This is a genomic window from Brevibacterium spongiae (genome assembly GCF_026168515.1).
Taxonomy (GTDB): domain Bacteria; phylum Actinomycetota; class Actinomycetes; order Actinomycetales; family Brevibacteriaceae; genus Brevibacterium; species Brevibacterium spongiae.
Map to the genome: position 1 here is coordinate 2,338,503 of NZ_CP093443.1, position 20,468 is coordinate 2,358,970.

Sequence of the window (20,468 nt, forward strand, 5' to 3'; positions counted from 1 at the left end):
GTCTGGACTGAGTCGGTCAGTCAGTCGGCTGCGGTTCCTCCCGCATGGATCTCCGTGCTCACATCGAAGCGATCGGGTGAGGTGAGGATCGCACTCGCCGAGGCGGCCACCTCGGCGAGCCCGACCGTTTCCACTCCCCCGCTGAGGTCATTGCGGTCATCCCCGCCGATCGGAGCCATGACCCGCAGCTCACGGTAGTCCACAGTCGGCGTTTCGGCGGCGGCCACCTCGATGAGCATCTTCTGTGCGGCTCCGAACACGCTGATCGCCCCGGACCCCGACAGGGCTTCGACGCTCGCGACGCCGTTGAGGGCCAGATGCACCGGACGGCGGTCGTTCTTGGTCGACAGCTGCTGCGTGATCGCGCACGCCGTGAAATGGCCGCGCAGGTAGGCGTCGTAGTCGGTGTCGAACTTCGCCAGACCTCGCTCCAGCACCGGTGCGTCGATGTACCAGCCGCCGACTGCTGCGATGACGGCATCGACCGGGCCCGCCTCGGAGGCGGCGAGTGCGGTGATCACCTCGTCGGGTTCGTCAACCCACGCAGGCACGACAAGCGGCTGATAGGGCGCATCAGCGTCCGGAGGTCTGCGCACAACCCCGGTGATGCTGTGGTCGGGGCCGAGGTGCTGGGCGATGCCCGTGCCGACATGGCCGGAAGCACCGAAGAGGAGGATATGCATGATGCGAGTCTAAGCCCCTCCTGCGACGAACCGCCGAATCCCGTCGGTCACTTCACGTAGACCTTGACGCCGTCCTTCTTCGTATACGTCATGTACCCGTGTTCGAAGTTCTGTCGCGTCTTGCCTGCTGAGGCGAACTCGCTGGACTTCGGCAGACCGAGGCTGCTGCGCTCCCAGCCCAGGGCCTTCCATTTCTTGAGCATCTCTCCGCGCATCGGCTGCCCCTTGGTCTGTGATGACCAGGTGATCATACCGTTTGCGAAGTTCTGGTAGTAGGCGCTCTTGCGGTATTTGAAGGCCTTCTCATCGCTGCTCGGGAACCCGAGGAAGCCCTTCGTGTAGCCGGCCCGCTGGTATCCGTTGCGGATCCCGCCCTTGTTGAGGTGCGCTCCGGTCTTCGATGACCAGTAGACGGTGCCCTTGGCGAAGCGCTGGTAGGCGCCGTTCGGGTTGGACAGTTTGCCTTCGACGCTGCGGGCCTCACCGGTCTGCGATGAATGCGCTCGGTAGTAGGTGCCGATCGCGCCCTTCGTCGGATAGCCGCCGACATCGGACTGCATCGCCTTCGCACCCGACCGGATCGCTCCGAGTCGCGAATAGAAGGCATTGCCCGGGCAGGCTGTGTAGCTGGTGTCCCGGTGCCCGGAGACGACATTGAGGCTGACTTTCCTGCCCTCGGGGTACCGGCTCGTGCTGCCTCCGCCGGAGGTCAGTGTCATCTTCCCCGTCGGGTTGAACGCGTACTGGTTGGCCTTCCAAGCGATGAGGCGCTTGACGGAGTTCTGCGCGGCTGTGCTGGGAGCGGATCCGGTGTAGGTGCCCAGCACGCTGATGCCGATCGTGTACGAGTTGAATCCGGAGGCGTGGGCTCCGGTCACGGACAGATCGATGCTGCCGGCACGGCCTTCGTAGATGGTGCCGTATTTATCGACGAGGAAGTTGTAGCCGAGGTCGCACCACCCGCGTTCCTTCGTGTGGAAGGCGAGGTAGCCGCGGATGATGGCGGGGGCTTGGGACTTCGTGTACGAGTTCGATCCTGCCGTGTGGTGGATGAACACCCCTTTCGAGGTGGTCGTCTTATCGGTCTTGCACCGCACGAGCTTCTCGTCGGCTCCCCACTCCTTCCGGGTGACGATGTTCGCCTTGAGTTCGTGGTGGGACACCTGTGCCTTCACACCCTGGGCGGTCACCGAGGCGGGCTTCTTCGTCACAGCCGCATCGGCAGCGGTGACTTTGGTGGCGACGGTCGTGACAGAGAGATCTTTGGTGCCCTTGCCCGAGGTGCCGGGACGGATCTCGACGGCAGTGGAGTCGACGACGGGTACGGCTTCGGTCCCGTTCTCCTGTGCGGGCATCTGTCTGCCTTCGGCTGAGGTCTCGTCTGGGCCGGCTCCGTCGTCGACGGGCATCTCTTCCCAGGACGACCACCCGGAATCATCCTGATAGCGGATTTCGAGTTCCGGGTCCTTGCCCTTCCAGCTCGCTCCGATGATGGTGACCGACGAGTCGTCGAGTTTGAGGGCCTTGAGTTTCGCCGACGCCACGGAATAGGTCTTCGTGGTCGTTCCCGCGTTCCGGCTCACCACAAGGGCGTCATCGGTGGCGGCCGGCGCGCTGTCCTTCACATCGGGACTGCCGTCACTCGGAGTCGGACTGCCCTCGCCCACAGCAGGACTGCTCCCGTCCGTAGCAGGACTAGTCTCGTCCGCAGCTGGAGCGCTGTCGGTTGCCGCGGGGGCGCTGTCTGTCGTGCCCGTGCCGCCGAGCGACGGCGTCGAGGCGGCGAGCGCTGGTCCGGACGTCATCGCGGCGATGAGTGCACCGGCCAGAGCCGGTGCCAGCAGTCGAGTCGGTTTCATCGGTTCGAGGTCCCCTTCAGCATGCCTGTCGGGTGGGCCCGACGGAATCCAACAATCTGGGTCGGCTTCGCCCACGTCACTGCTGTGTCGGCTCTGCCCGGCCACAGAGACTCTGCGGCGCTGATGCTCAGATTAAAGGGATCTCGAGCGATCGTGAAGAGGACTCGCATAATTCGTTCAGGAATTCACCTGTGCCCGTTGTTCTCCGCCGTCGTGTGCTGGTCCCGCGATCACCGCCCGCCCCGTATCGCAGCAGAGCCGCGATAAACTTGCCTTCTGCTTCCCCACCGAAGGAACCCATGGCCGCACGCAGCGAACTCACCCGGCTCGAGGCCGTCCTCGATGCCTTTGCAGACCGTCTCCTCCCCCGCGTCCCCGCAGGAGTCCGGGAGTTCCTCGCCTTCGGAATCAAACAGGCGTGGGCGTGCCTGTTCGGCGCGCTCATGCTCGTCGCCATCATCGCCACGTCCTGGCTCTATCCCGCAGACGCGGCTGTGGCCGGCAACGATTTCCTCGTCATCCTCGCCGTCGTCATCCAGATCGGCATGCTCGCCGCACGCTTGGAGACCGGACGCGAACTCATCGTCATCATCCTCTTCCATATCGTCGGCACGGGCATGGAGATCTTCAAGACTGCGGTCGGTTCGTGGAACTACGCCCCCGGCGGGGTCCTCCACATCGGTGCGGTTCCACTGTTCACCGGGTTCATGTACGCCGCCGTCGGATCCTATATCGTCCGCGTCTACCGTCTCTTCGACCTGAGGTTCACCCATTACCCGCCGAGGTGGCTCACCGCAGTCATCGCCGCCGCCATCTACATCAACTTCTTCACCCACCACTTCATCGTCGACTTCCGCCTCGTCCTCGTCGGCCTGACCGTCATCGTCTTCTTCCGGTGCCGCATGCACTTCAGTGTGCACCGCAGCAGACCGACGATGCCGGTGCTCCTCGCTTTCGTGCTCGTCGCCTTCTTCATCTGGCTGGCTGAGAACATCGGCACCGCGGCCGGTGCGTGGCTGTACCCGAGTCAGGACGACGGCTGGCATCTGGTGCCGCTGACAAAGCTCGTCGCCTGGTTCCTGCTCATGATGATCTCCGTCGTCCTCGTCACCTTCGTCCACAAGCCGAAGCCTCCCGAGCCGGACGTACCGGACATCCGCGACTGAACCTTCCGGACATTCGCGTCTGACCCGGTCAGACATCCGCGTCTCACCCGGCCGAACCGCCATCGACACACCTGCAGAAACCGCTGATACCCCCAGTGGGCGCCGCCTGCACTGATACTGTGAACCGAAGGTTTATGGACGGCCGAAGGAGACTCATGGCGGAACCCGATGCGCAGAATGAGAAGGAATCGAGCGTATTGCTCAAGGTGTTCCGCCCATCCGGCGGTTCCTCCCTGTCGGTGAGCGGCCGCATCCTCATCCGGGTGCTCGCCGGCATCCTCGTCCTCGCACTTCTGCTTGCGCTCATCGGTGTCTTCTTGGTCCGCCGGTCCTTTCCCACCACCGATGGGGAGATCTCTCTGCCTGGTCTCGACGCCGCGGTCACGGTTCACCGCGACGAATCGGGCGTGCCCACCATCGAAGCAGAGACCGCACACGACCTGTTCCTTGCCCAAGGATTCGTCCATGCTCAGGACCGCTTCTGGGAAATGGACTTCCGCCGCCACGTCACCTCGGGTCGGCTGTCCGAGCTCTTCGGGAAATCTCAGCTCGGCACCGACACGTTCATCCGCACCCTCGGTTGGCGCAAGGTCGCCGAGGAGGAAGTGAAGAAGCTCGATCCGACGAGCCTCGCTTATTACCAGGCCTACGCGGACGGGGTCAACGCCTACCTCAAGGACAAGTCCCCCAGTCAGGTGTCCCTCGAATACACCGTCCTCGGCCTGCAGACCGGTGGAACGACGATCGAGAAGTGGACTCCCGTCGACAGCGTCGCCTGGCTCAAGGCCATGGCCTGGGATCTGCGGTCGAACCTCGAAGACGAAATCGACCGCACAGTCCTCTCCGCAGAACTCGATGAGCAGCAGGTCGACGATCTGTACCCTGACTACCCGTACGAGACTCGCCCCACGATCCTCGGCGGCATCGCCGGTGAGAAGGCGGCGAAGAACGGCAGTCGGCGTGGCAAGGTTCCCGCCGACAGCCAGGATCCTGCGCCAGATTCGGCAGACGCGTCCGCCGACGACGAGGAGGCACGGGCCGGAGGCACCGTCACCGATGCCCCGGACGCAGCCGATGCCGGCGACCCTGCGGCTGGATCAGCCGCCGGCAGCGCGGACGCCGATGTCCCAGGCGCCGCCGATGATCTGCTCGAACTCAGGTCGACGGTCGCATCACTGCCGCAGATGCTGGGCATGAACAGCGACGATATCGGATCCAACTCGTGGGTGATCTCCGGCGAGCACACGAAGTCCGGATCCCCGCTGCTGGCCAATGACCCGCATCTGGCCCCGGCGATGCCTTCCGTGTGGTACCAGGTCGGTCTGCGGTGCAAGAAGGTCACCGAGGAATGCCCCTTCGACGTCACCGGGTTCTCCTTCTCCGGGCTCCCGGGCGTCGTCATCGGCCACAACCAGTCGATCGCCTGGGGACTGACGAACCTCGGCGCCGATGTCACCGACCTCGTGGTCGAGAAGATCCGCGATGGCCGAGTCATCCGCGATGACGGTGATGAGCCGGTTCGGGTCCGGAAGGAGACGGTGAAGGTCGCAGGCGAGGAATCACGCGAGATCACCATCCGCTCCACCAGCAACGGGCCGCTCGTGTCCGAACTCGACGGCTCCTATCGCCGGGCCCTCGACGCTGCGACGGGGGCCGATACGAAGAACCCGAAGTCCGGTCCCGATGAGGAGCACTATCGGCTCGCCCTCGACTGGACGGCGCTGCGCCCGGGCACGACCGCCTCGGCGGTGTTCGCGATCAACAAGGCGACGAACTGGCAGGAATTCCGGCACGCGGCCTCCCTCTTCGACGTTCCCTCCCAGAACCTCGTCTATGCCGATGTCGCCGGCAATATCGGCTACCAGGCACCGGGCATGATCCCGCGGCGCGGCACTGCCGACGGAACCGTGCCGCGCCGGGGCTGGAAGTCCGAGGAGGACTGGCAGGGCTGGATCGACTTCGAGGACCTGCCGAGCCTGTACAACCCCGAACGCGGCTGGATCGTGACTGCGAACAACCCCGTCGCGGCCCCTGGCGAGACCGTGGATCTGGGCGGAGACTTCGATTACGGCGACCGGGCACGTCGCATCACGAAGCGCATCAAGGACGCGGTCGCCGAGGGCAGGAAGCTCAAGCCCGCCGATATGAGCGCGATCCAGGGCGATGACCTCAACCCGTTCGCCTCGAAGCTCGTGCCCGTGGCGACGAAGGTCCATTCGAGAGGCGATGAGGATATTCTCCGCGCCAAGGAGATGCTCAAGAAGTGGAACGGCAGCGATGCAGCCAACAGTGCCGCAGCCGCCTACTTCAATGTGCTCTCGAAGACTCTGCTCGATCAGGTGATCGCGGACAAGCTGCCCGAGGGCGTCTCCCCCAGCGGCGGTTCGCGGTGGTATCTCGTGATGTCGAATCTCCTCGAGGACCCCGAATCCTCCTGGTGGAAGAGCAAGGGCGTCGACAGTCAGGACGAGGCGCTGCGCAAAGCCATGAAGACGGCGTGGACGACGACCGAGGATCTGCTCGGCTCCGAGCCTGCGACCTGGCGCTGGGGCATTCTGCACCGGCTGACGATCCGCAACGCCAGCCTCGGCGAATCGGGGATCACACCGGTCGAGAAGCTGTTCAACCGCGGGCCCTACGAGGTCTCCGGCGGTTCGGGTGTCGTCCACGCCACCGGCTGGGATGCCTCGGTCGGGTATGAGACGAACTGGGTGCCATCGATGCGCCAGATGGTCGACCTGTCGAACTTCGACGCCTCGAATTGGATCAACCTCACCGGCGCCTCGGGGCACGCATTCCACCCGCACTACGATGATCAGACGAACGACTGGGCAGCGAACGTCAACCGTCCCTGGCCGTACTCGAAGCAGGCGGTCGCTGCGGCGGCCGAGGACACGCTCACCCTCGAACCCTGAGTCCCGCTCACCCGCTCAGGTCTTCAGCCCAGCTCAGGGCTTCGGGAGGATCTTCGCCTCGAGGAAGTTCGCGACATCGTCTTCCCAGCGCACCGGGTCGATGTTCCACTCCTTCGTGTGATGGGCCTTGCTGTAGTCGGGCATCGTCACCAGGTCACGCCGGACAGAAGCCAGGGCGTGGGACGGACCCGAGGGCACGAATTCGTCGTCGTCGGAGTGGATGAGCAGGACGGGGACGTCGAGCTCAGCGGCCCGGGTCACCCAATCCATCCGGTCGAGGTCGAGCGGAGTCTCCAACCCGGTGATCGGGCGCGCCCACGGCTGAGTGATCATCTCGAGGGTGAGCTTGGCGATCGGGGTCGGCAGCAGGTTCTTCCTCGCCTGCCCATCGAGCACATTCACCCAGTCGACGACGGGTCCGTCGAGGACGAGCGAGGTGACGAAGCGCTTATTGCGTCCGCGTGCGGCCGCCTGCAGGGCGATGGCACCGCCCATGGACCATCCGAAGAGCACGACGTTCTTCGCACCATTCGCTACGGCGAAGTCGATGGCCGCGTCGACATCGATCCATTCGGTGTCGCCGAGTCCGTAGCGGGAGGTGGTCTCCACCCGCACCTCGGCGTCGTTGCGGTAGGACATGGCGATCGCGGGCATGCCGAGGGTGTTGAGCACGGGGGCGGCACGCAGACCTTCGGCTCGGGTGCTCGCGCGACCGTGGATGAGGATCGCCCAGGTCTCCTGCGGTTCCGGATGATCGGTGGGCAGCAGCCATGCGGGCAGGCTGCCGGCGTCGGTACGGATCTCGATGTCGTCGAAGTTCACTCCCGCGGCCACCGGGTCGGGGTAGACGATTCCGGTCCAGCGTCCGCGCCAGGCTCGGCGGATGTCACCGCGGGTGACGGAGAGGATCTCACGGGAGACCGTGCGAGAGCGCGGATCGTATTCGACGATGTCGCCGATCACCGCGTGCCCTGCTCCCTGATTGAAGTAGAGACCGTAGGTGCCGGGCACCGTGGTCTCCTCATCGGCGGGCAGATGGATGCGCATGTTCGGGGGAAAGCCGTCGATGTGCAGAATGTCGAGTTCTTCCGGCGCATGCTCCGGGACGACGATCTTCCGGGCGAAGTAGGCGGCCAGGCCCGAGGACGCCACTGAGATCAATGCGCCGACACCGGCGCCGACACCGACAGCGGCCACCAGCAGGCGGGCGGGGAACTTCGTCTCGCGGGACATGAAAACCTCCTGTCTTCATTGTTGCCTACGGAATGAGCAGGAGCCAAACGCTGTTATGTTCGACAGAGGGGTGCGCATGCCTGTTCACCCCCACATCAGTCACTGTTCAACACCGGAGGTTCGAATGTCCCAGCCATCGCAGCACGCTGCAGGTAGTGCACCCGAGGAGACAGGCACCGCACCCGAGGAGATCCGCTGGCAGGATGTCCTCAGCCCCGAGGAGTATGCGGTGCTCCGTCAGGGAGCGACTGAACGGCCCTTCACCGGTGAGTACAACGATGAGACGGCGGCCGGCATGTACCAGTGCCGGGCCTGCGGTGCCGATCTCTTCCCCTCGGACACGAAGTTCTCCTCCCACTGCGGGTGGCCGTCGTTCTATGCTCCGCTGGCCGAGGACCGGGTCCGCTACATCCGGGACAGCTCACTGGGCATGGAGCGCATCGAGGTCAGGTGCGCGAACTGCGATTCCCATATGGGTCACGTCTTCGAGGGCGAGGGATACGACACCCCGACCGACCAGCGCTACTGCATCAACTCGATCTCGCTCAAGCTCAACACCGCCGATGCACAGGGCTGAGCCGGCTGCCACCGACACAGTCATCGCCGAGGTGGTCGCACCGGTCGTGAAGACGTTCGATGAGCTGACGCCTGAGGAGCTCTACGGAATCCTGCAGCTGAGATCCCGTGCCTTCGTCGTCGAGCAGGAGTGCGTCTTCCTCGATGCCGACGGTGTGGACACCCTGCCGGAGACGCTGCACATCTTCTACCCGAGACCGGCCGGTCAGATGGCTGACACCCATGGTGCCGCCTTCGGCCGTGATCTGTCCCCGTGGGCCTATGCCCGACTGCTTCCGGCTCACGTCCCCGACGGGCCGGCCGCCCGACCCGGAGCGCGCAGCATCAGCCGCGTCGCCACCCACCCCGAGGCGCGGGGACAGGGGTGGGGCCGCAGGCTGCTGGCAGGAATCGTCGATGCCTGGTCGGATTCGCCATTGACGCTCAATGCGCAGTCACACCTCGAGGGACTCTACGGCTCCTTCGGCTTCACACCCAATGGTCCGCGCTTCCTCGAAGACGGCCTCGAACACACCCCGATGGAACGACCCGCTGACTGACCTCAGCCGGCACCCGCCTCGGTGGCCTCGGCGGCGTCGACGGAGGCGATGATCTGCTGCATCACAGCATGCAGCTCGCGCACTCCGTCGACGTCCATGCCGAGCTTGTCCATCATCGTTCCGGGAATGGCCTCGGCCGTCTTCCGCAGATTCAGGCCAGTGGGAGTGAGCGTGACCTCGACGATCCGCTCATCGTGGTCGCTGCGGGTCTTCGTCACATAGTCGAGCGCTTCGAGCCTCTTGATCAGCGGTGAGACGGTGGCCGGTTCGAGTCGCAGCAGTCCGGCGATCTCTCGCATCGTCAGCTTCTCGTGTTGCCACAGGGCGAGCATGACGAGGTACTGCGGGTGAGTGAGGTGGATCGGCTCGAGCACCGAACGATAGGCGCCGATCACTCCGCGCGATGCCACGGCCAGAGCGAAGCAGATCTGACTCTCCAGGGCCAGCGGGTTCTCCAATCGCTCCCCCGCACCATCTGATTCGAGCATCGTCTCCCTTTCGACCTGAACTAGTTAGTGCACTAATGATTAGTGTACACTGTCAGTAGATTCCGCAATTGCCCATCAGCCCGCCGCTGCGGTGCTTCGTCGATAGGATCCTCACATGCCATCCTCTTCGCAGACTCCCCCTGACGGTTCCGGCAAACCCTCGCGCTCGCAGCACAACTCGCAGCGCGGCGTCGGCTGGCTGAATAACTTCTTCCGCAAGATCGTCGGGCCGGCACAGGTCGACAACACGCGTCCCGGAGGATACTTCGAGGATGAGTCCCTGCGTCACGAGCAGCTCGACGCGATGGGCCTGGAGATGCGCACCGATGGCAACGGCCACTCCTACGTCGTGAAGAAGTCCACCGACTGACTGGAGAATCCCCTACAACGCATATGAAAGGGCCGCCGCACCGGAATGGTGCGGCGGCCCTTTCATGTCTCAGCGACTGTCGGACCGCGCCCCAGAGGCGGCCTCATCGCCTCTCACCGACAGGCGGAGGTGGGCTGAGCCCACCTGGTGGACTGAGCCCGCCCCCGGCCGAAGTCGGTCAGCGCCAGTCGGAGATGATGTCGACAAGCTCCCTGCGCGGTCCCGTGTAGAACGGAACCTCTTCACGCACGTGCAGGCGCGCCTCGGTGTTGCGCAGGTCCCGCATGAGGTCGACGATGCGGTGGAGCTCCGGAGCTTCGAAGGCGAGCAGCCATTCGTAGTCGCCGAGCGCGAAGGAGGCGATCGTATTGGCCTTGATGTCCTTGTATGCGGCGGCGGCCATGCCGTGGTCGCGCAGCATCGTCGACCGCTCGGCCGGGTCGAGGAGGTACCAGTCGTAGGACCGCACGAACGGGTAGACGCAGATGTAGTCGCCGGGGACTTCGTCGACAAGCAGCGCCGGCAGGTGGGCCTTGTTGAACTCGGCCGGACGGTGGATTCCGACGACCGACCAGACCGGCTCGAGGACTCCGCCGATGAGGCTGCGCCGGATCACCGAGTACGCCGCTTGGACGAGCTCGATGGTCGGAGCGTGGTACCAGAACATGACGTCAGCATCGGCGCGCAGAGCGGAGACGTCGTAGATGCCGCGGACGACGAGTCCCTGCTCCTTGAGCGGTCCGAGGCCGCTCTGCAGTTCCTCGGCGAGTTCGGCGCGGTCTGCGTCGCCGAGTTCACCGGCCGAGGCGAAGACAGAGTAGGCGATGTACCTCGTCTGGCTGTTCGCTTCTTCGATCTGGGCTTCGGTCGGCTGAGTGTAGTCGCTCATTCCTGCTCCTTCTGTGCTCTGTTCATTGTCATTCGGTCGGTCAGGTCGGTTGTTCAGGCCAGTTACGCAGGCCTGTTACTCAGGCCCGTTGCTCAGGTCGGTTGCTCAGGTTGGATGCTCAGGTTGGCTGCTCACGTATCGGCGCTCCGGGCTCGCAGGCACTGCGCAACCGCCTCGGCGCGGGCGATGCAGGCCGGAATCCCCACCCCGCCGAACGCCGACCCGGCCAGGCCCAAACCGTCGATGCGGGCGATCTGCGCATCGATATCGGCGATGGCCGCGGCATGTCCGGGCAGGTACTGCGGCAGCGCAGAGTTCCACCGCTGGACCTCGGCGGCCAGGATTCGTGCACTCTGACGGGAGGTGATCGATCTCCAGTCGGCGAAGGCGCGCTCGATGAGCTCGTCATCGTCCAGGGTGCTCCACACCTCGGGTGCGTCGCCGAAGCGTCCGATGCTCATCCGCACCAGCGCGGTGCCCGCCGGGATGTGATCGGCCGTCCACGGCCATTTGTTCGACACGAACGTCGCGGCCTTGATGAACGTGCCCTCGGTGGCGGGCACGAGGAATCCAGAGCCCTCCAGTTCGATTCCGTCGAGGTCGACCAGGGCGGCCACGAGTGCTGTGGAGGCATACGGGATCGACGTCAGTGACCCTGCCGCTTCAGGTGCCGCCTCGGCGAGGAGGCGCGCGCTGACGTGGGCGGGCGTGGCCAGGACGAGACCCTCGCTCGTGAGATCGAAACCGTCCCCGGTGACAGTCCAGGACTCTGCCTCGCGGCGAATCTCGGTGACACCGGCACCGAGGCGGACCTCCCCGCCGTTGTTTTCGAGCCCTTCTGACAGGGCGGGGATGAGGCGGTTGATTCCGCCTTCGAAGCTCATGAACACCGGTTCCTGCGCCCCGGATTTCGCGTTCGCGTCGCGGGCGGCGAGGAGTTCGGAGACGAGGTCGAGCACCGAGGTGCCGTCGACCGCGGCGGGCAGAAGCGCCGGTACGGTCTCGGCCAGGGACAGGTCCCGGCAGCGGCCGGCGTAGACCCCGCCGAGGAGCGGCTCGACGAGCGAGTCGACGATGGCGTCGCCGAGGCGGGCGGCCAGGAAATCGCCCAAGGAGATGTCGGCGCCGTCAATCGGGGGAGTGAGCGTTTCGCTGCTCAGGCGGCGGGCCGCCTCGGTGCCGATGAGGGATTCGACCTCGCCCGCCTCGGCGGGCACCCCCATGATGGTGCGTTTCGGGATCGCGTGGAGGCGACCCTGGCCCAGCACCTGCGAGCTGTGACGCGTCGACGGATACACGAGGTCGAGACCGAGCTCGGCGGCGAGACTTCGGGTCTCGGGTCGACGGTTGAGGCTCGCTTCGGCACCGGAGTCGATGCCGACGGGCACTGCCCCGCCGAGGGTGGTCGGCTTCAGACAGCCGCCGAGGCGGTCGGCCGCCTCGAGCAGGGTGACCCGGTGGTCAGCGGAGAGCCGGTAAGCGGTGACGAGACCGGAGATCCCTCCCCCGACGACGGTGATGTGGCGCATCGGATCAGCCGCGGCGACCGAGGATGTCAGCCGAGACTTCGTGCACGAGGTCGACGATGCGACCGGGCACCTCGGGGTCGGTGTCCGGCAGCACGCCGTGGCCGAGGTTGAAGACGAACCCGCCGTCGAGGTCGAGTCCCTTCCTCACGATGGCCTCGACGCGTGGAGCCAGCGCCTCCCAAGGGGCGAAGAGGAGCGCGGGATCGAGGTTGCCTTGGAGTGCCTGGCCGGGCTGGACTCGGGTGGCGGCAGCGGCGAGGTCGACGCGGAAGTCGACACCCACTGCCGTGGAGCCGGCCTGTGACATGGAGTTCAGCAGCTCTCCGGTCTGGACGCCGAAGTGGATGCTGGGGACCTCGTGGCCGGCCAGTGCCGAGAACACTGAGGCGGAATGCTCAAGCACATGGGCGTCGTAGTCCTCACGGCTGAGGTAGCCGGCCCAGGAGTCGAAGAGCTGGAATGCCTTCGCACCGGCCCGCAGCTGCACGTCGATGAAGGTGGCGGAGATGCGGGCGAGCTTCGCCAGCAGCTCGGAGAAGGCATCAGGGTCGGAGGCCATGAGCGACTTCGTCTTCTCATGGTTCTTGCTCGGTCCGCCTTCGATGAGGTAGCTGGCCAGGGTGAAGGGGGCTCCGGCGAAGCCGATGAGCGGGGTCGCATCCCCGAGTTCGGCGGTCACGCGCTGGATCGACTCGGTGATGTCGGGGATGTCGGCGGCGTCGAGTTCTGGCAGTGCCGCGATATCGGAGCGGCTGCGCACCGGGCTGTCGATGACCGGTCCGACGCCGGGCACGATTTCGACGTCGACGCCTGCGGCCTGCAGGGGCACGACGATGTCGGAGAAGAAGATGGCCGCGTCCACTCCGTGTCGACGCACGGGCTGGAGGGTGATCTCCGAGACGAGTTCGGGGTCTCGGCAGGCGTCGAGCATCTTCGTGCCTTCGCGCAGCTTCCGGTACTCGGGCAGGGAGCGTCCTGCCTGTCGCATGAACCAGACGGGAGTGTGCGGCACCGGCTCCGAACGCAGGGCGGCCAAAAGAGGTGATGTCATGTCTCCATCCTCCCATTCTTCGTCTGCCGGTGCCCACCTGAGTGCGGTTTCAAGACGGGGAGTCTTAACCGGCTTTTCGCGGTGCAGTGTGACCCCTCGAGCGCACGGATCTCACCGACCGGATGCGCAGTTCGATCAGCTTGTCCGGAATCTCCGGGGTCGCCTCGGCGTGGGTGATTCCCCCGCCCGGTGCGCTCATCTATCGTGGCAAGTGTGGTCAACACCTCACCTCTCAATCGCATTCCGGCGGAGTTCTCGGCCGTGACTTCGGTGCTGCGTCAGGCACGCAGCACGAACAATGTGTCGATTTCCGAGATCCCCGCCCCGGCCAAGCTCGCGCCCTATTCCTATGCGCTCGGTGCCGAAGTCAGCGCGGACGAGACCTTCCTGCGCGCCAGCGGCGAGACCATCGACGAACTCGCCACCGGCCGCATCGTCGTCCTCTACGACCCTGCCGCACCCGAGGAATGGGAAGGCAGCTTCCGGGTCGTCTCCTATATTCGGGCTGAGCTCGAGCACGAGCTCGGCAATGAGACGCTGCTCGGTCACGTCGCGTGGAGTTGGCTCGAAGACGCCCTGGAGTCCAATGACTGCCAGGTGCTGGCTGCCGGCGGGACGACGACGCGAGTGCTGTCGGAGAGCTTCGGCACCTTGGCCGATCGTCCGGCCACGATAGACTTGGAGCTGCGCGCCTCGTGGACACCTGTGATTGACGAGCCGGATCTGATCGGCAATCACTTCGAGGCCTGGATCGATCTGCTCAGCACAGTCGCCGGACTGCCACCACTTCCTGAAGGAGTCACTGCCCTGCCCGGGCGCCGTCGATGACATCTGAACTACCGCTTTTGGAAACACCCGCTAACGGCGTCCCCGACGTTGTCGACACCCCGGAGGGGCTCTCCTCCTCGGTCGCCAGTCTGACTGCCGCCGGTGGGCCGATCGCCATCGACGCCGAACGGGCCTCGGGCATCAGATACGGACAGCGGGCCTTCCTCATTCAGCTCCGCAGGGAGGATGCTGGCACCTTCCTCCTCGATTCCGAGACTCTCGGGGACCTCAGCGATCTCAATCCCGCCTTCGGCTCCGATGAGTGGGTCATCCATTCCGTCACTCAGGATCTGCCGTGCCTGCAGGAACGTGGGATGCGCCCGGCCGCGCTGTTCGACACGGAGCTCGCCGCCCGTCTCCTCGGCTGGGAGAAGTTCGGTCTGGCCGCGGTCGCCGAGCGCACCCTGGGAGTACGTCTGGCCAAGGAGCATTCGGCCGCCGACTGGTCGACCCGGCCGCTGCCGAAGGCGTGGCTGAACTATGCCGCCCTCGACGTCGAGGTGCTGCTGCCGATCCGCGACATCCTCCACCAAGCGCTGCTCGACGCAAATCGGTGGGAATACGCTCAGCAGGAGTTCACGCACCTGCTCGACTTCGAACCGAAGCATTTCGACGAACCATGGCGGCGCACGCACGGACTGTCGAAGCTGCGATCACGTCGCGATATCGCCCGGGTCCGCGAACTCTGGCAGGCCCGCGATGCGATGGCTTTCGAATCAGATATCGCACCGAGCAAGGTTCTGCGCGACCGTGATCTCGTCGCGCTCGCTCAGTCCGGGGTGAAGTCCAGCGACGACATCATGACCAAGTGGCGCAGGCTCTCCCGCGCCGAGGCGGCCCGCCTCTTCCGCGCCTACCGCAAGGCCTCCCGGCTGACCGCTGAAGAGCTGCCGCCGAAGCAGGCAGGCGGACGGGAGCGCCGCAGCCCCTTCAGCCACACGGACCTCAAGGACCGTGTCGCCGCGTTGAAGTCGGCGATGGCCGAGCTGTCGGAATCGCTGACGATCCCCCACGATGTGCTGCTGCAGCCGGCACTGGTGAAGTCCCTGGCGGCGCAGCCCGTCGTCGACGTTGCGGACTACCTCGCCGAAGCCGGAGCCCGCCCGTGGCAAGTCGAGCTCAGTGCCCCGGTGCTCGAAAAGTCTCTCGCAACTCTCCCCCGCGCCTGAGTCGATGTCTACTTAAACAAGGCATCGCCACTCGCATCGACAAGCCTGCCCGATCATTCGCTGATATCTATCGTCTTCTACGACTCATCAATCGCTGTGGGGCTAGGCCGTCTTAAGCAGCGTCATCTCCCAATGATTCATCCGCAATACGCCTCAAAACATTCAGTCCCCGGACCTTTAACGGCCCGGAGACTGAAACTCTCCTAGAACGTCACTTCCGCCGACGCGGAGGGAAATCTTTCATATCGATGACGATCGGCTCGTAGTTGTCAACGTGATAGACGACATCGCCTTTGTCAGGTTCGGGTATGTCCCATAAGTCATTGTTATCTTTGAGAATGTTGCTGGCGATGACCTCCAGTGCCGCGCGCTGCGCGCCGCGACTGTTTCCGTTCGCAACGACTGCTTGCGAAATGTTTTCCTCGACCTGATCTGCAAGACCGCGAACATCGAAACTGTAGTTCAGGATTGACCCTTCGCTGTCCCGCATCGGGAAAGTCATCTCAGAGCCCCTGACTTCGACATCGCCCGCAGTTCCAATCATTTCCGCCAGGCGTCCAGCGAGGACATAGTCCAGATCTCGGATCTTCTTAGCCATCAACACTTCTCCCCTGGATACGATGACATCAAAATCTGGCCCTTGTGTCGAACTGGCACTTTTGTCTTGAATCTATCGTACACTTTTCCGTTATATTTAAGTTCGACAGGAGCACAGTACAGGTAATTGTCACTGGGTTGCCGTATCCCCGTTTCAGGATTCTTCAAAGTGGATTTGGTAGCGAACTGCATCATTTCAAACCAGTCGCTCCCGCCAGCCTTACTCTCCCAGGCCTTCTTATGACCGTCACCAATATGGCGAAGCCCCCATCCGTCCCGCTTAGTCTTTTCATTGTCATATTTGCCGCATTTGAGATACGCTTTGCTACCACCAAAACCGCTCACTCCAGCTCGGGAATATGTGCGAACTATAGTTCCGCTCTTCGCCTTATAGCTGCAGTACGGAACAGCAGTCTTCTGGGAATCGAAGTTACGCGGGGAGATTTCGAAAGACTTGGATTGACCAGCCACAACCATCTCAACCGTTCCACCGCTCTTTGCAAGCTTTTCCGGTACATTAAGTTCTTCAGCATTTGCTGGGGAGGCTACAATCGTGCTCACTATCAGCATTGCTATTGCTCCAATAGCTCCCAATCCGCGAAATCGGTTCATCGTTCCGTCCTTTCTCTATTCCGTCATGACTGCTTGCTGTCACACGAGAACTCGATACAGAGTACACACGGCCAACCGTAATCCGGCTCATCGTAATTGAGAGTGTAGAACCGGTCTGAAGCCACCGGACTCGAGCAGACACCTGGCGATGTAGTGGGTGAGGTTTCGGAACCCCAGAGCAGACCCCCGCAGATGCTCGAGCCTGCCGTTGATCGCTTCCGTCGGCCCGTTCGACGTTCCCGGTCGAGTGAAGAACGCCAGCACATCATCAGCGCGACGCTTCAGAGTCCGTCCCAACCGTTTGAGTTCAATTAGCTCAGAAGGCAGGTTCGTTGTCAGGGCATCGATGACCCTCTGCAAGAGTTTCTTACCCTCGTTGCCGTCGGCGGTTCGGTAGGCGGTCACAATGTCTTGGTAGACGGCCCAGGTCACTTCAACCGCGGTGAAGTTCGGGTCAGCGAAGAGGCCCACGATCCTCTCCTGCTGCTTGGTCGTGAGCAGATCAGCCCCGGTGTGCAGAGTCCTCCTCGCCCGATACAAGGGGTCTTTCGCTCGGCCACGGTGGCCAGTTGTCTCCTGTTGAACACGGCGGCGTACCTCGTCGAGTGCATCACCGGCGAGCTTGACGACGTGGAAGGGGTCCATGACTTCGATGGCTTCTGGCAGTTCCTCGACCGAGGCTGTTTTGAAGCCGGAGAACCCGTCCATCGCGACGACGTCGATGCCATCACGCCAAACCTTGGGTCGGGCTTTCAACCACTCCTTGAACACCTGCTTCGACCGGCCGGGCACCATATCGAGCAGGCGTGCCGGTCCCGTTCCTGCACTGATGGGGGTGAGGTCGATGATGACGGTGACGTACTTGTCACCACGACGCGTGTGCCGCCATACATGCTCGTCGACACCGATGACGCTGACCCCGTCGAAACGGTTCGGGTCGTTGATCAACAGCCTGTGGCCTTCAGAGAGGATTGCAGAGTTCGCGGTATGCCAGGACACGGCGAGTTTCGCAGCGATCACGGACACGGTGTCGTGGTCGATGACGAGGGCACGCAGCGCCCAGTCAAGGCCGGTTCGCGAGACCTTCGCTCGTGGTGGTGCCGCAGCAGTGGTGTCTTGACGCCATACGTGGCCGCACTCGACGCATTTGTACCGGCGGAGGCGAATATGAAGCGTGGTCGGTCGGTGGCCGAAGGGTTCGTGTGCCAGACGGCGGACGACGGTATCGCGAACGAACCCGTGGCCACCACACCGACGGCACCAGTCATCGGCAGTGTTGGGCTGACATTCCAGGATGGCTTTGTGCCTGGTGATGTGTTGGCCGATACAGGTCAGGTCGAGGGAGTCGAGTCGGCAGAATGTCGTGAGGTCAGGGGTCGAGAAAGTAGGCTTGGCCACGTCGAGGTCTTTCGGATGGACTGTGTGAGAACTTCCATCATCGGAAGACCTCGATGTCTATCCGGGCTACGCCACGCCGTGTCCTGAAATCACCGGTCTACACCCTCAATTACGAAGAGCCCGTAATCCGCATCCCCCGTAAGTATGAGATCGGTCGTACCATGCCGACTTGCCCCTAAGGGTCTCTGATTTCACGACTACGCGTTTTTAGATCGCCGGGTCAAGAAAATGTGTATCCGAGATGATTTGAACGACCGCAGAACGGGCGATGACGCCTTTGACAGCGGCGCGCAGTTCCAGCCTGGCCACGGCTCACTGGTCCATATCGAGCTCAGCGGCATGGATAATCGAACACGCCCCAAACGGACGCATTCGGCTGAGGTGTCTCCTTAAGGCAAGTAAAGATCGTCAATGCATTTGCCGCAAGCCGAGTTGCAGAAATATCACGGACTACAACACTGCGCCCCCGGCGCTCACACCGCGCGACGGGAACTCTGAGCAGCGCGGTCTGCCACCTCGGCGGGCAGGGCACGGACGATGTCGTCGACGATCGTCTCGACATCGAGTCCGACATGTTCGAGGATCTCCTCCCGTGTCCCCTGCGGCAGGAACTCGTCGGGAACCCCGAGTTCGAGCACGCCGATCCGCGAATCGGCCTCACGCAGGTCCGAGCGGATCTGCGAACCGATGCCGCCGATCTTCACTCCGTCTTCGATGACCGCGGCGAGACTGTGCTCGGCGGCGAGAGCGATGACCGATTCGGGTACGGGCAGCACCCAGCGGGGATCGACGATCGTGGCGGTGATCCCGCGGCCTTCCAGCACGTCGGCGACGTCCCCGGCCAACCTGGCGAACGGTCCGACGGAGACGATGAGCACATCGGCACAGGCCCCGGCGGACGATTCGCGGAGGACGTCGACGCCGTCGTCGAGCCGCCTCAGCGCCGGGATATCGCCTCCGACGCCGCCTCGGGGGAAGCGCAGCACCGTCGGTGCGTCGGTGACGGATACTGCTTCGCGCAGCTCCTCGGTCAGGCGGGCGGCGTCACGGGGTGCCGCGAGCCGGAGACCAGGGACGATGCGCAGCATCGCGATGTCCCAGATGCCATGGTGGCTGGCTCCATCGGGTCCGGTGATGCCGGCGCGGTCGAGGACGAAGGTCACGCCCTGCCGGTGCAGGGCCACGTCCATGAGCATCTGGTCGAAGGCACGGGTGAGGAATGTCGAGTAGATGCACACGACCGGGTGGAGCCCGCCGTAGGACAGTCCCGCCGCCGAGGCGACCGCATGCTGTTCGGCGATGCCGACGTCGAAGACGCGATCGGGGTGATCCTCGGCGAACTTCGCCAGTCCCACCGGAATGAGCATGGCCGCGGTGACGGCGACGATGTCGTCCCGCTCTCTTGCGAGTTCGCAGACTTCGGTGCCGAACACCGAGGTCCACGACGTCGACTTCGATGGTGTTGCCTTGCCGGTGATCGGGTCGATGACTCCGACTGAGTGGAATTGGTCGGCGTCATCGTTGACGGCGGGGTCGAATCCATGGCCTTTCTGCGTGATCATGTGGACGATGACGGGTCCGCCGTCGAACTGCTGGGCCAGCTGCAGGGCGCGTTCCACCGAGGGCAGGTCGTGACCGTCGACGGGGCCCAAATATTTGATGCCGAGCTCGTCGAACATTCCGGTCTGCGGTGAGCTGACCATGTCTTTGAGGCCGCGCTTGACGCCGTGGATCGCACTGTAGGCCGCGCGGCCCGGCGCACCGGACTGGCGCAGTGTCTCTTTGCCCCAGGACAGGAGCTTCTCATAGCCGGAGGTCGTGCGCAGCTCGTCGAGGTGAGCAGCGAATCCGCCGACGGTCGGGGCATAGGAGCGGCCGTTGTCGTTGACGACGATGACCAGTCGGCGTGGTGGGGTCGAGGTGTCGGCGGCGATGGTGTTCAGCGCCTCCCAGGCCATGCCTCCGGTCAGTGCGCCGTCGCCGATGACTGCGACGACGTGGCGGTCGTCCTCGCCTTTCAGCTGGCGGGCCTTCGCAATTCCGTCGGCCCAGGACAGGGAGGCCGAGGCGTGGGAGTTCTCCACGACATCGTGGTCGCTCTCGGCCCGGCTCGGGTAGCCGGAGAGTCCGCCGCGCTGGCGCAGAGTGGAGAATTCGTCGCGGCGGCCGGTGAGCAGCTTGTGCACATAGGTCTGGTGGCCGACGTCGAAGATGATGGTGTCGCGTGGGGAATCGAAGACGCGGTGGATGCCCATGGTGAGTTCGACGACGCCGAGGTTGGGTCCGAGATGTCCGCCGGTGCAGGCCACGGTCGTGATGAGATAGTCGCGGATCTCTTTGGCCAGTACGCCGCATTCCTGTGCGTCGAGCCGACGCAGATCGGCCGGAGAGCTGAGGTTGTCGAGAAATGTCATTCGGTCTCACTCTTCTGACGGCGACGGTGACGGACAGATTCCATTCGCCCCATCCTATCCCTCACCACAGGATGTGCCTCGCACCATCGCGCGTATTTCCCCTGGGGGCTTGCCCGCACCGGCACCATCCGACACCACTGGCTTCACCTGCC

Annotated in this window: 18 protein-coding genes; 7 read left to right on the forward strand and 11 right to left on the reverse strand. The window is 64.0% G+C overall.

Annotation, left to right across the window (positions count from 1 at the left end; translation table 11 throughout):
* Nucleotides 1–20 precede the first annotated feature (20 nt).
* Both L1F31_RS10615 and L1F31_RS10620 read right to left on the reverse strand, forming a co-directional pair.
* A complete protein-coding gene (locus L1F31_RS10615) occupies nt 21–683 on the reverse strand; it encodes a Rossmann-fold NAD(P)-binding domain-containing protein (RefSeq protein WP_265417266.1) in 663 nt (220 codons plus the stop codon).
* Between the two features lie 47 nt (nt 684–730).
* A complete protein-coding gene (locus L1F31_RS10620) occupies nt 731–2,542 on the reverse strand; it encodes an N-acetylmuramoyl-L-alanine amidase (protein ID WP_265417267.1) in 1,812 nt (603 codons plus the stop codon).
* 299 nt (nt 2,543–2,841) lie between these two features.
* On the opposite strand from L1F31_RS10620, the gene L1F31_RS10625 reads away from it, so the two are divergent.
* Both L1F31_RS10625 and L1F31_RS10630 read left to right on the forward strand, forming a co-directional pair.
* Nucleotides 2,842–3,708 (forward strand): DUF817 domain-containing protein, encoded by an 867-nt coding sequence (locus tag L1F31_RS10625; RefSeq protein WP_265417268.1) that lies wholly within the window; start codon nt 2,842–2,844, stop codon nt 3,706–3,708.
* A gap of 155 nt (nt 3,709–3,863) precedes the next feature.
* On the forward strand, nt 3,864–6,623 hold the full coding sequence (locus L1F31_RS10630; RefSeq protein WP_265417269.1) for a penicillin acylase family protein: 2,760 nt from the start codon (nt 3,864–3,866) through the stop codon (nt 6,621–6,623).
* 33 nt (nt 6,624–6,656) lie between these two features.
* Here L1F31_RS10630 and L1F31_RS10635 read toward each other — a convergent pair whose 3' ends face one another.
* Nucleotides 6,657–7,856, reverse strand: coding sequence for an alpha/beta hydrolase family protein (locus L1F31_RS10635; protein ID WP_265417270.1), 1,200 nt, complete (start codon nt 7,854–7,856; stop codon nt 6,657–6,659).
* Nucleotides 7,857–7,980: 124 nt separating this feature from the next.
* On the opposite strand from L1F31_RS10635, the gene msrB reads away from it, so the two are divergent.
* Together msrB and L1F31_RS10645 are read left to right on the forward strand one after the other, a co-directional pair.
* Nucleotides 7,981–8,433: a peptide-methionine (R)-S-oxide reductase MsrB gene (gene msrB, locus L1F31_RS10640; protein ID WP_265417271.1), complete on the forward strand. Its 453-nt coding sequence runs from the start codon at nt 7,981–7,983 to the stop codon at nt 8,431–8,433.
* Nucleotides 8,420–8,971 carry a GNAT family N-acetyltransferase gene (locus L1F31_RS10645; RefSeq protein WP_265417272.1) on the forward strand — a complete coding sequence of 184 codons (552 nt, stop codon included), beginning with the start codon at nt 8,420–8,422 and terminating at the stop codon, nt 8,969–8,971. Before msrB ends, L1F31_RS10645 begins: the two co-directional genes overlap by 14 nt.
* 2 nt (nt 8,972–8,973) lie before the next feature.
* On the opposite strand, the gene L1F31_RS10650 is transcribed toward L1F31_RS10645, so the two are convergent.
* Entirely contained in the window at nt 8,974–9,459 is a 486-nt protein-coding gene (locus tag L1F31_RS10650) for a MarR family winged helix-turn-helix transcriptional regulator (RefSeq protein WP_265417273.1), read from the reverse strand.
* A gap of 115 nt (nt 9,460–9,574) precedes the next feature.
* Here L1F31_RS10650 and L1F31_RS10655 point away from each other — a divergent pair, with 115 nt between their 5' ends.
* On the forward strand, nt 9,575–9,829 hold the full coding sequence (locus tag L1F31_RS10655) for a hypothetical protein (RefSeq protein ID WP_265417274.1): 255 nt from the start codon (nt 9,575–9,577) through the stop codon (nt 9,827–9,829).
* Between the two features lie 178 nt (nt 9,830–10,007).
* Here the strand turns inward: L1F31_RS10655 and hemQ are convergent, their stop codons facing one another.
* The 3 genes from hemQ to hemE all read right to left on the reverse strand — a co-directional run bounded on the left by hemQ (nt 10,008) and on the right by hemE (nt 13,298).
* Complete coding sequence (gene hemQ / locus L1F31_RS10660) at nt 10,008–10,718, reverse strand: hydrogen peroxide-dependent heme synthase (protein WP_265417275.1); 711 nt, start codon at nt 10,716–10,718, stop codon at nt 10,008–10,010.
* Between the two features lie 131 nt (nt 10,719–10,849).
* On the reverse strand, nt 10,850–12,247 hold the full coding sequence (hemG, locus tag L1F31_RS10665; protein ID WP_265417276.1) for a protoporphyrinogen oxidase: 1,398 nt from the start codon (nt 12,245–12,247) through the stop codon (nt 10,850–10,852).
* Nucleotides 12,248–12,251: 4 nt separating this feature from the next.
* Nucleotides 12,252–13,298: a uroporphyrinogen decarboxylase gene (hemE, locus tag L1F31_RS10670; RefSeq protein ID WP_265417277.1), complete on the reverse strand. Its 1,047-nt coding sequence runs from the start codon at nt 13,296–13,298 to the stop codon at nt 12,252–12,254.
* Between the two features lie 213 nt (nt 13,299–13,511).
* Here hemE and L1F31_RS10675 point away from each other — a divergent pair, with 213 nt between their 5' ends.
* Nucleotides 13,512–14,126 carry a DUF3000 domain-containing protein gene (locus tag L1F31_RS10675; RefSeq protein ID WP_265417278.1) on the forward strand — a complete coding sequence of 205 codons (615 nt, stop codon included), beginning with the start codon at nt 13,512–13,514 and terminating at the stop codon, nt 14,124–14,126.
* A gap of 17 nt (nt 14,127–14,143) precedes the next feature.
* Nucleotides 14,144–15,295 (forward strand): ribonuclease D, encoded by a 1,152-nt coding sequence (locus L1F31_RS10680; RefSeq protein WP_265417279.1) that lies wholly within the window; start codon nt 14,144–14,146, stop codon nt 15,293–15,295.
* A 211-nt stretch (nt 15,296–15,506) separates the two neighbouring features.
* Here L1F31_RS10680 and L1F31_RS10685 read toward each other — a convergent pair whose 3' ends face one another.
* The 4 genes from L1F31_RS10685 to dxs form a co-directional block, all read right to left on the reverse strand.
* The gene (locus L1F31_RS10685) at nt 15,507–15,893 is read right to left on the reverse strand and encodes a hypothetical protein (protein WP_265417280.1); all 387 of its coding nucleotides are present in this window, start codon (nt 15,891–15,893) and stop codon (nt 15,507–15,509) included.
* Nucleotides 15,893–16,504, reverse strand: coding sequence for a hypothetical protein (locus L1F31_RS10690; protein WP_265417281.1), 612 nt, complete (start codon nt 16,502–16,504; stop codon nt 15,893–15,895). Before L1F31_RS10690 ends, L1F31_RS10685 begins: the two co-directional genes overlap by 1 nt.
* An 87-nt stretch (nt 16,505–16,591) precedes the next feature.
* A complete protein-coding gene (locus L1F31_RS10695) occupies nt 16,592–17,902 on the reverse strand; it encodes an ISL3 family transposase (RefSeq protein WP_265417282.1) in 1,311 nt (436 codons plus the stop codon).
* A 473-nt stretch (nt 17,903–18,375) separates the two neighbouring features.
* Nucleotides 18,376–20,316 carry a 1-deoxy-D-xylulose-5-phosphate synthase gene (gene dxs, locus L1F31_RS10700; protein WP_265417283.1) on the reverse strand — a complete coding sequence of 647 codons (1,941 nt, stop codon included), beginning with the start codon at nt 20,314–20,316 and terminating at the stop codon, nt 18,376–18,378.
* Nucleotides 20,317–20,468 lie beyond the last annotated feature (152 nt).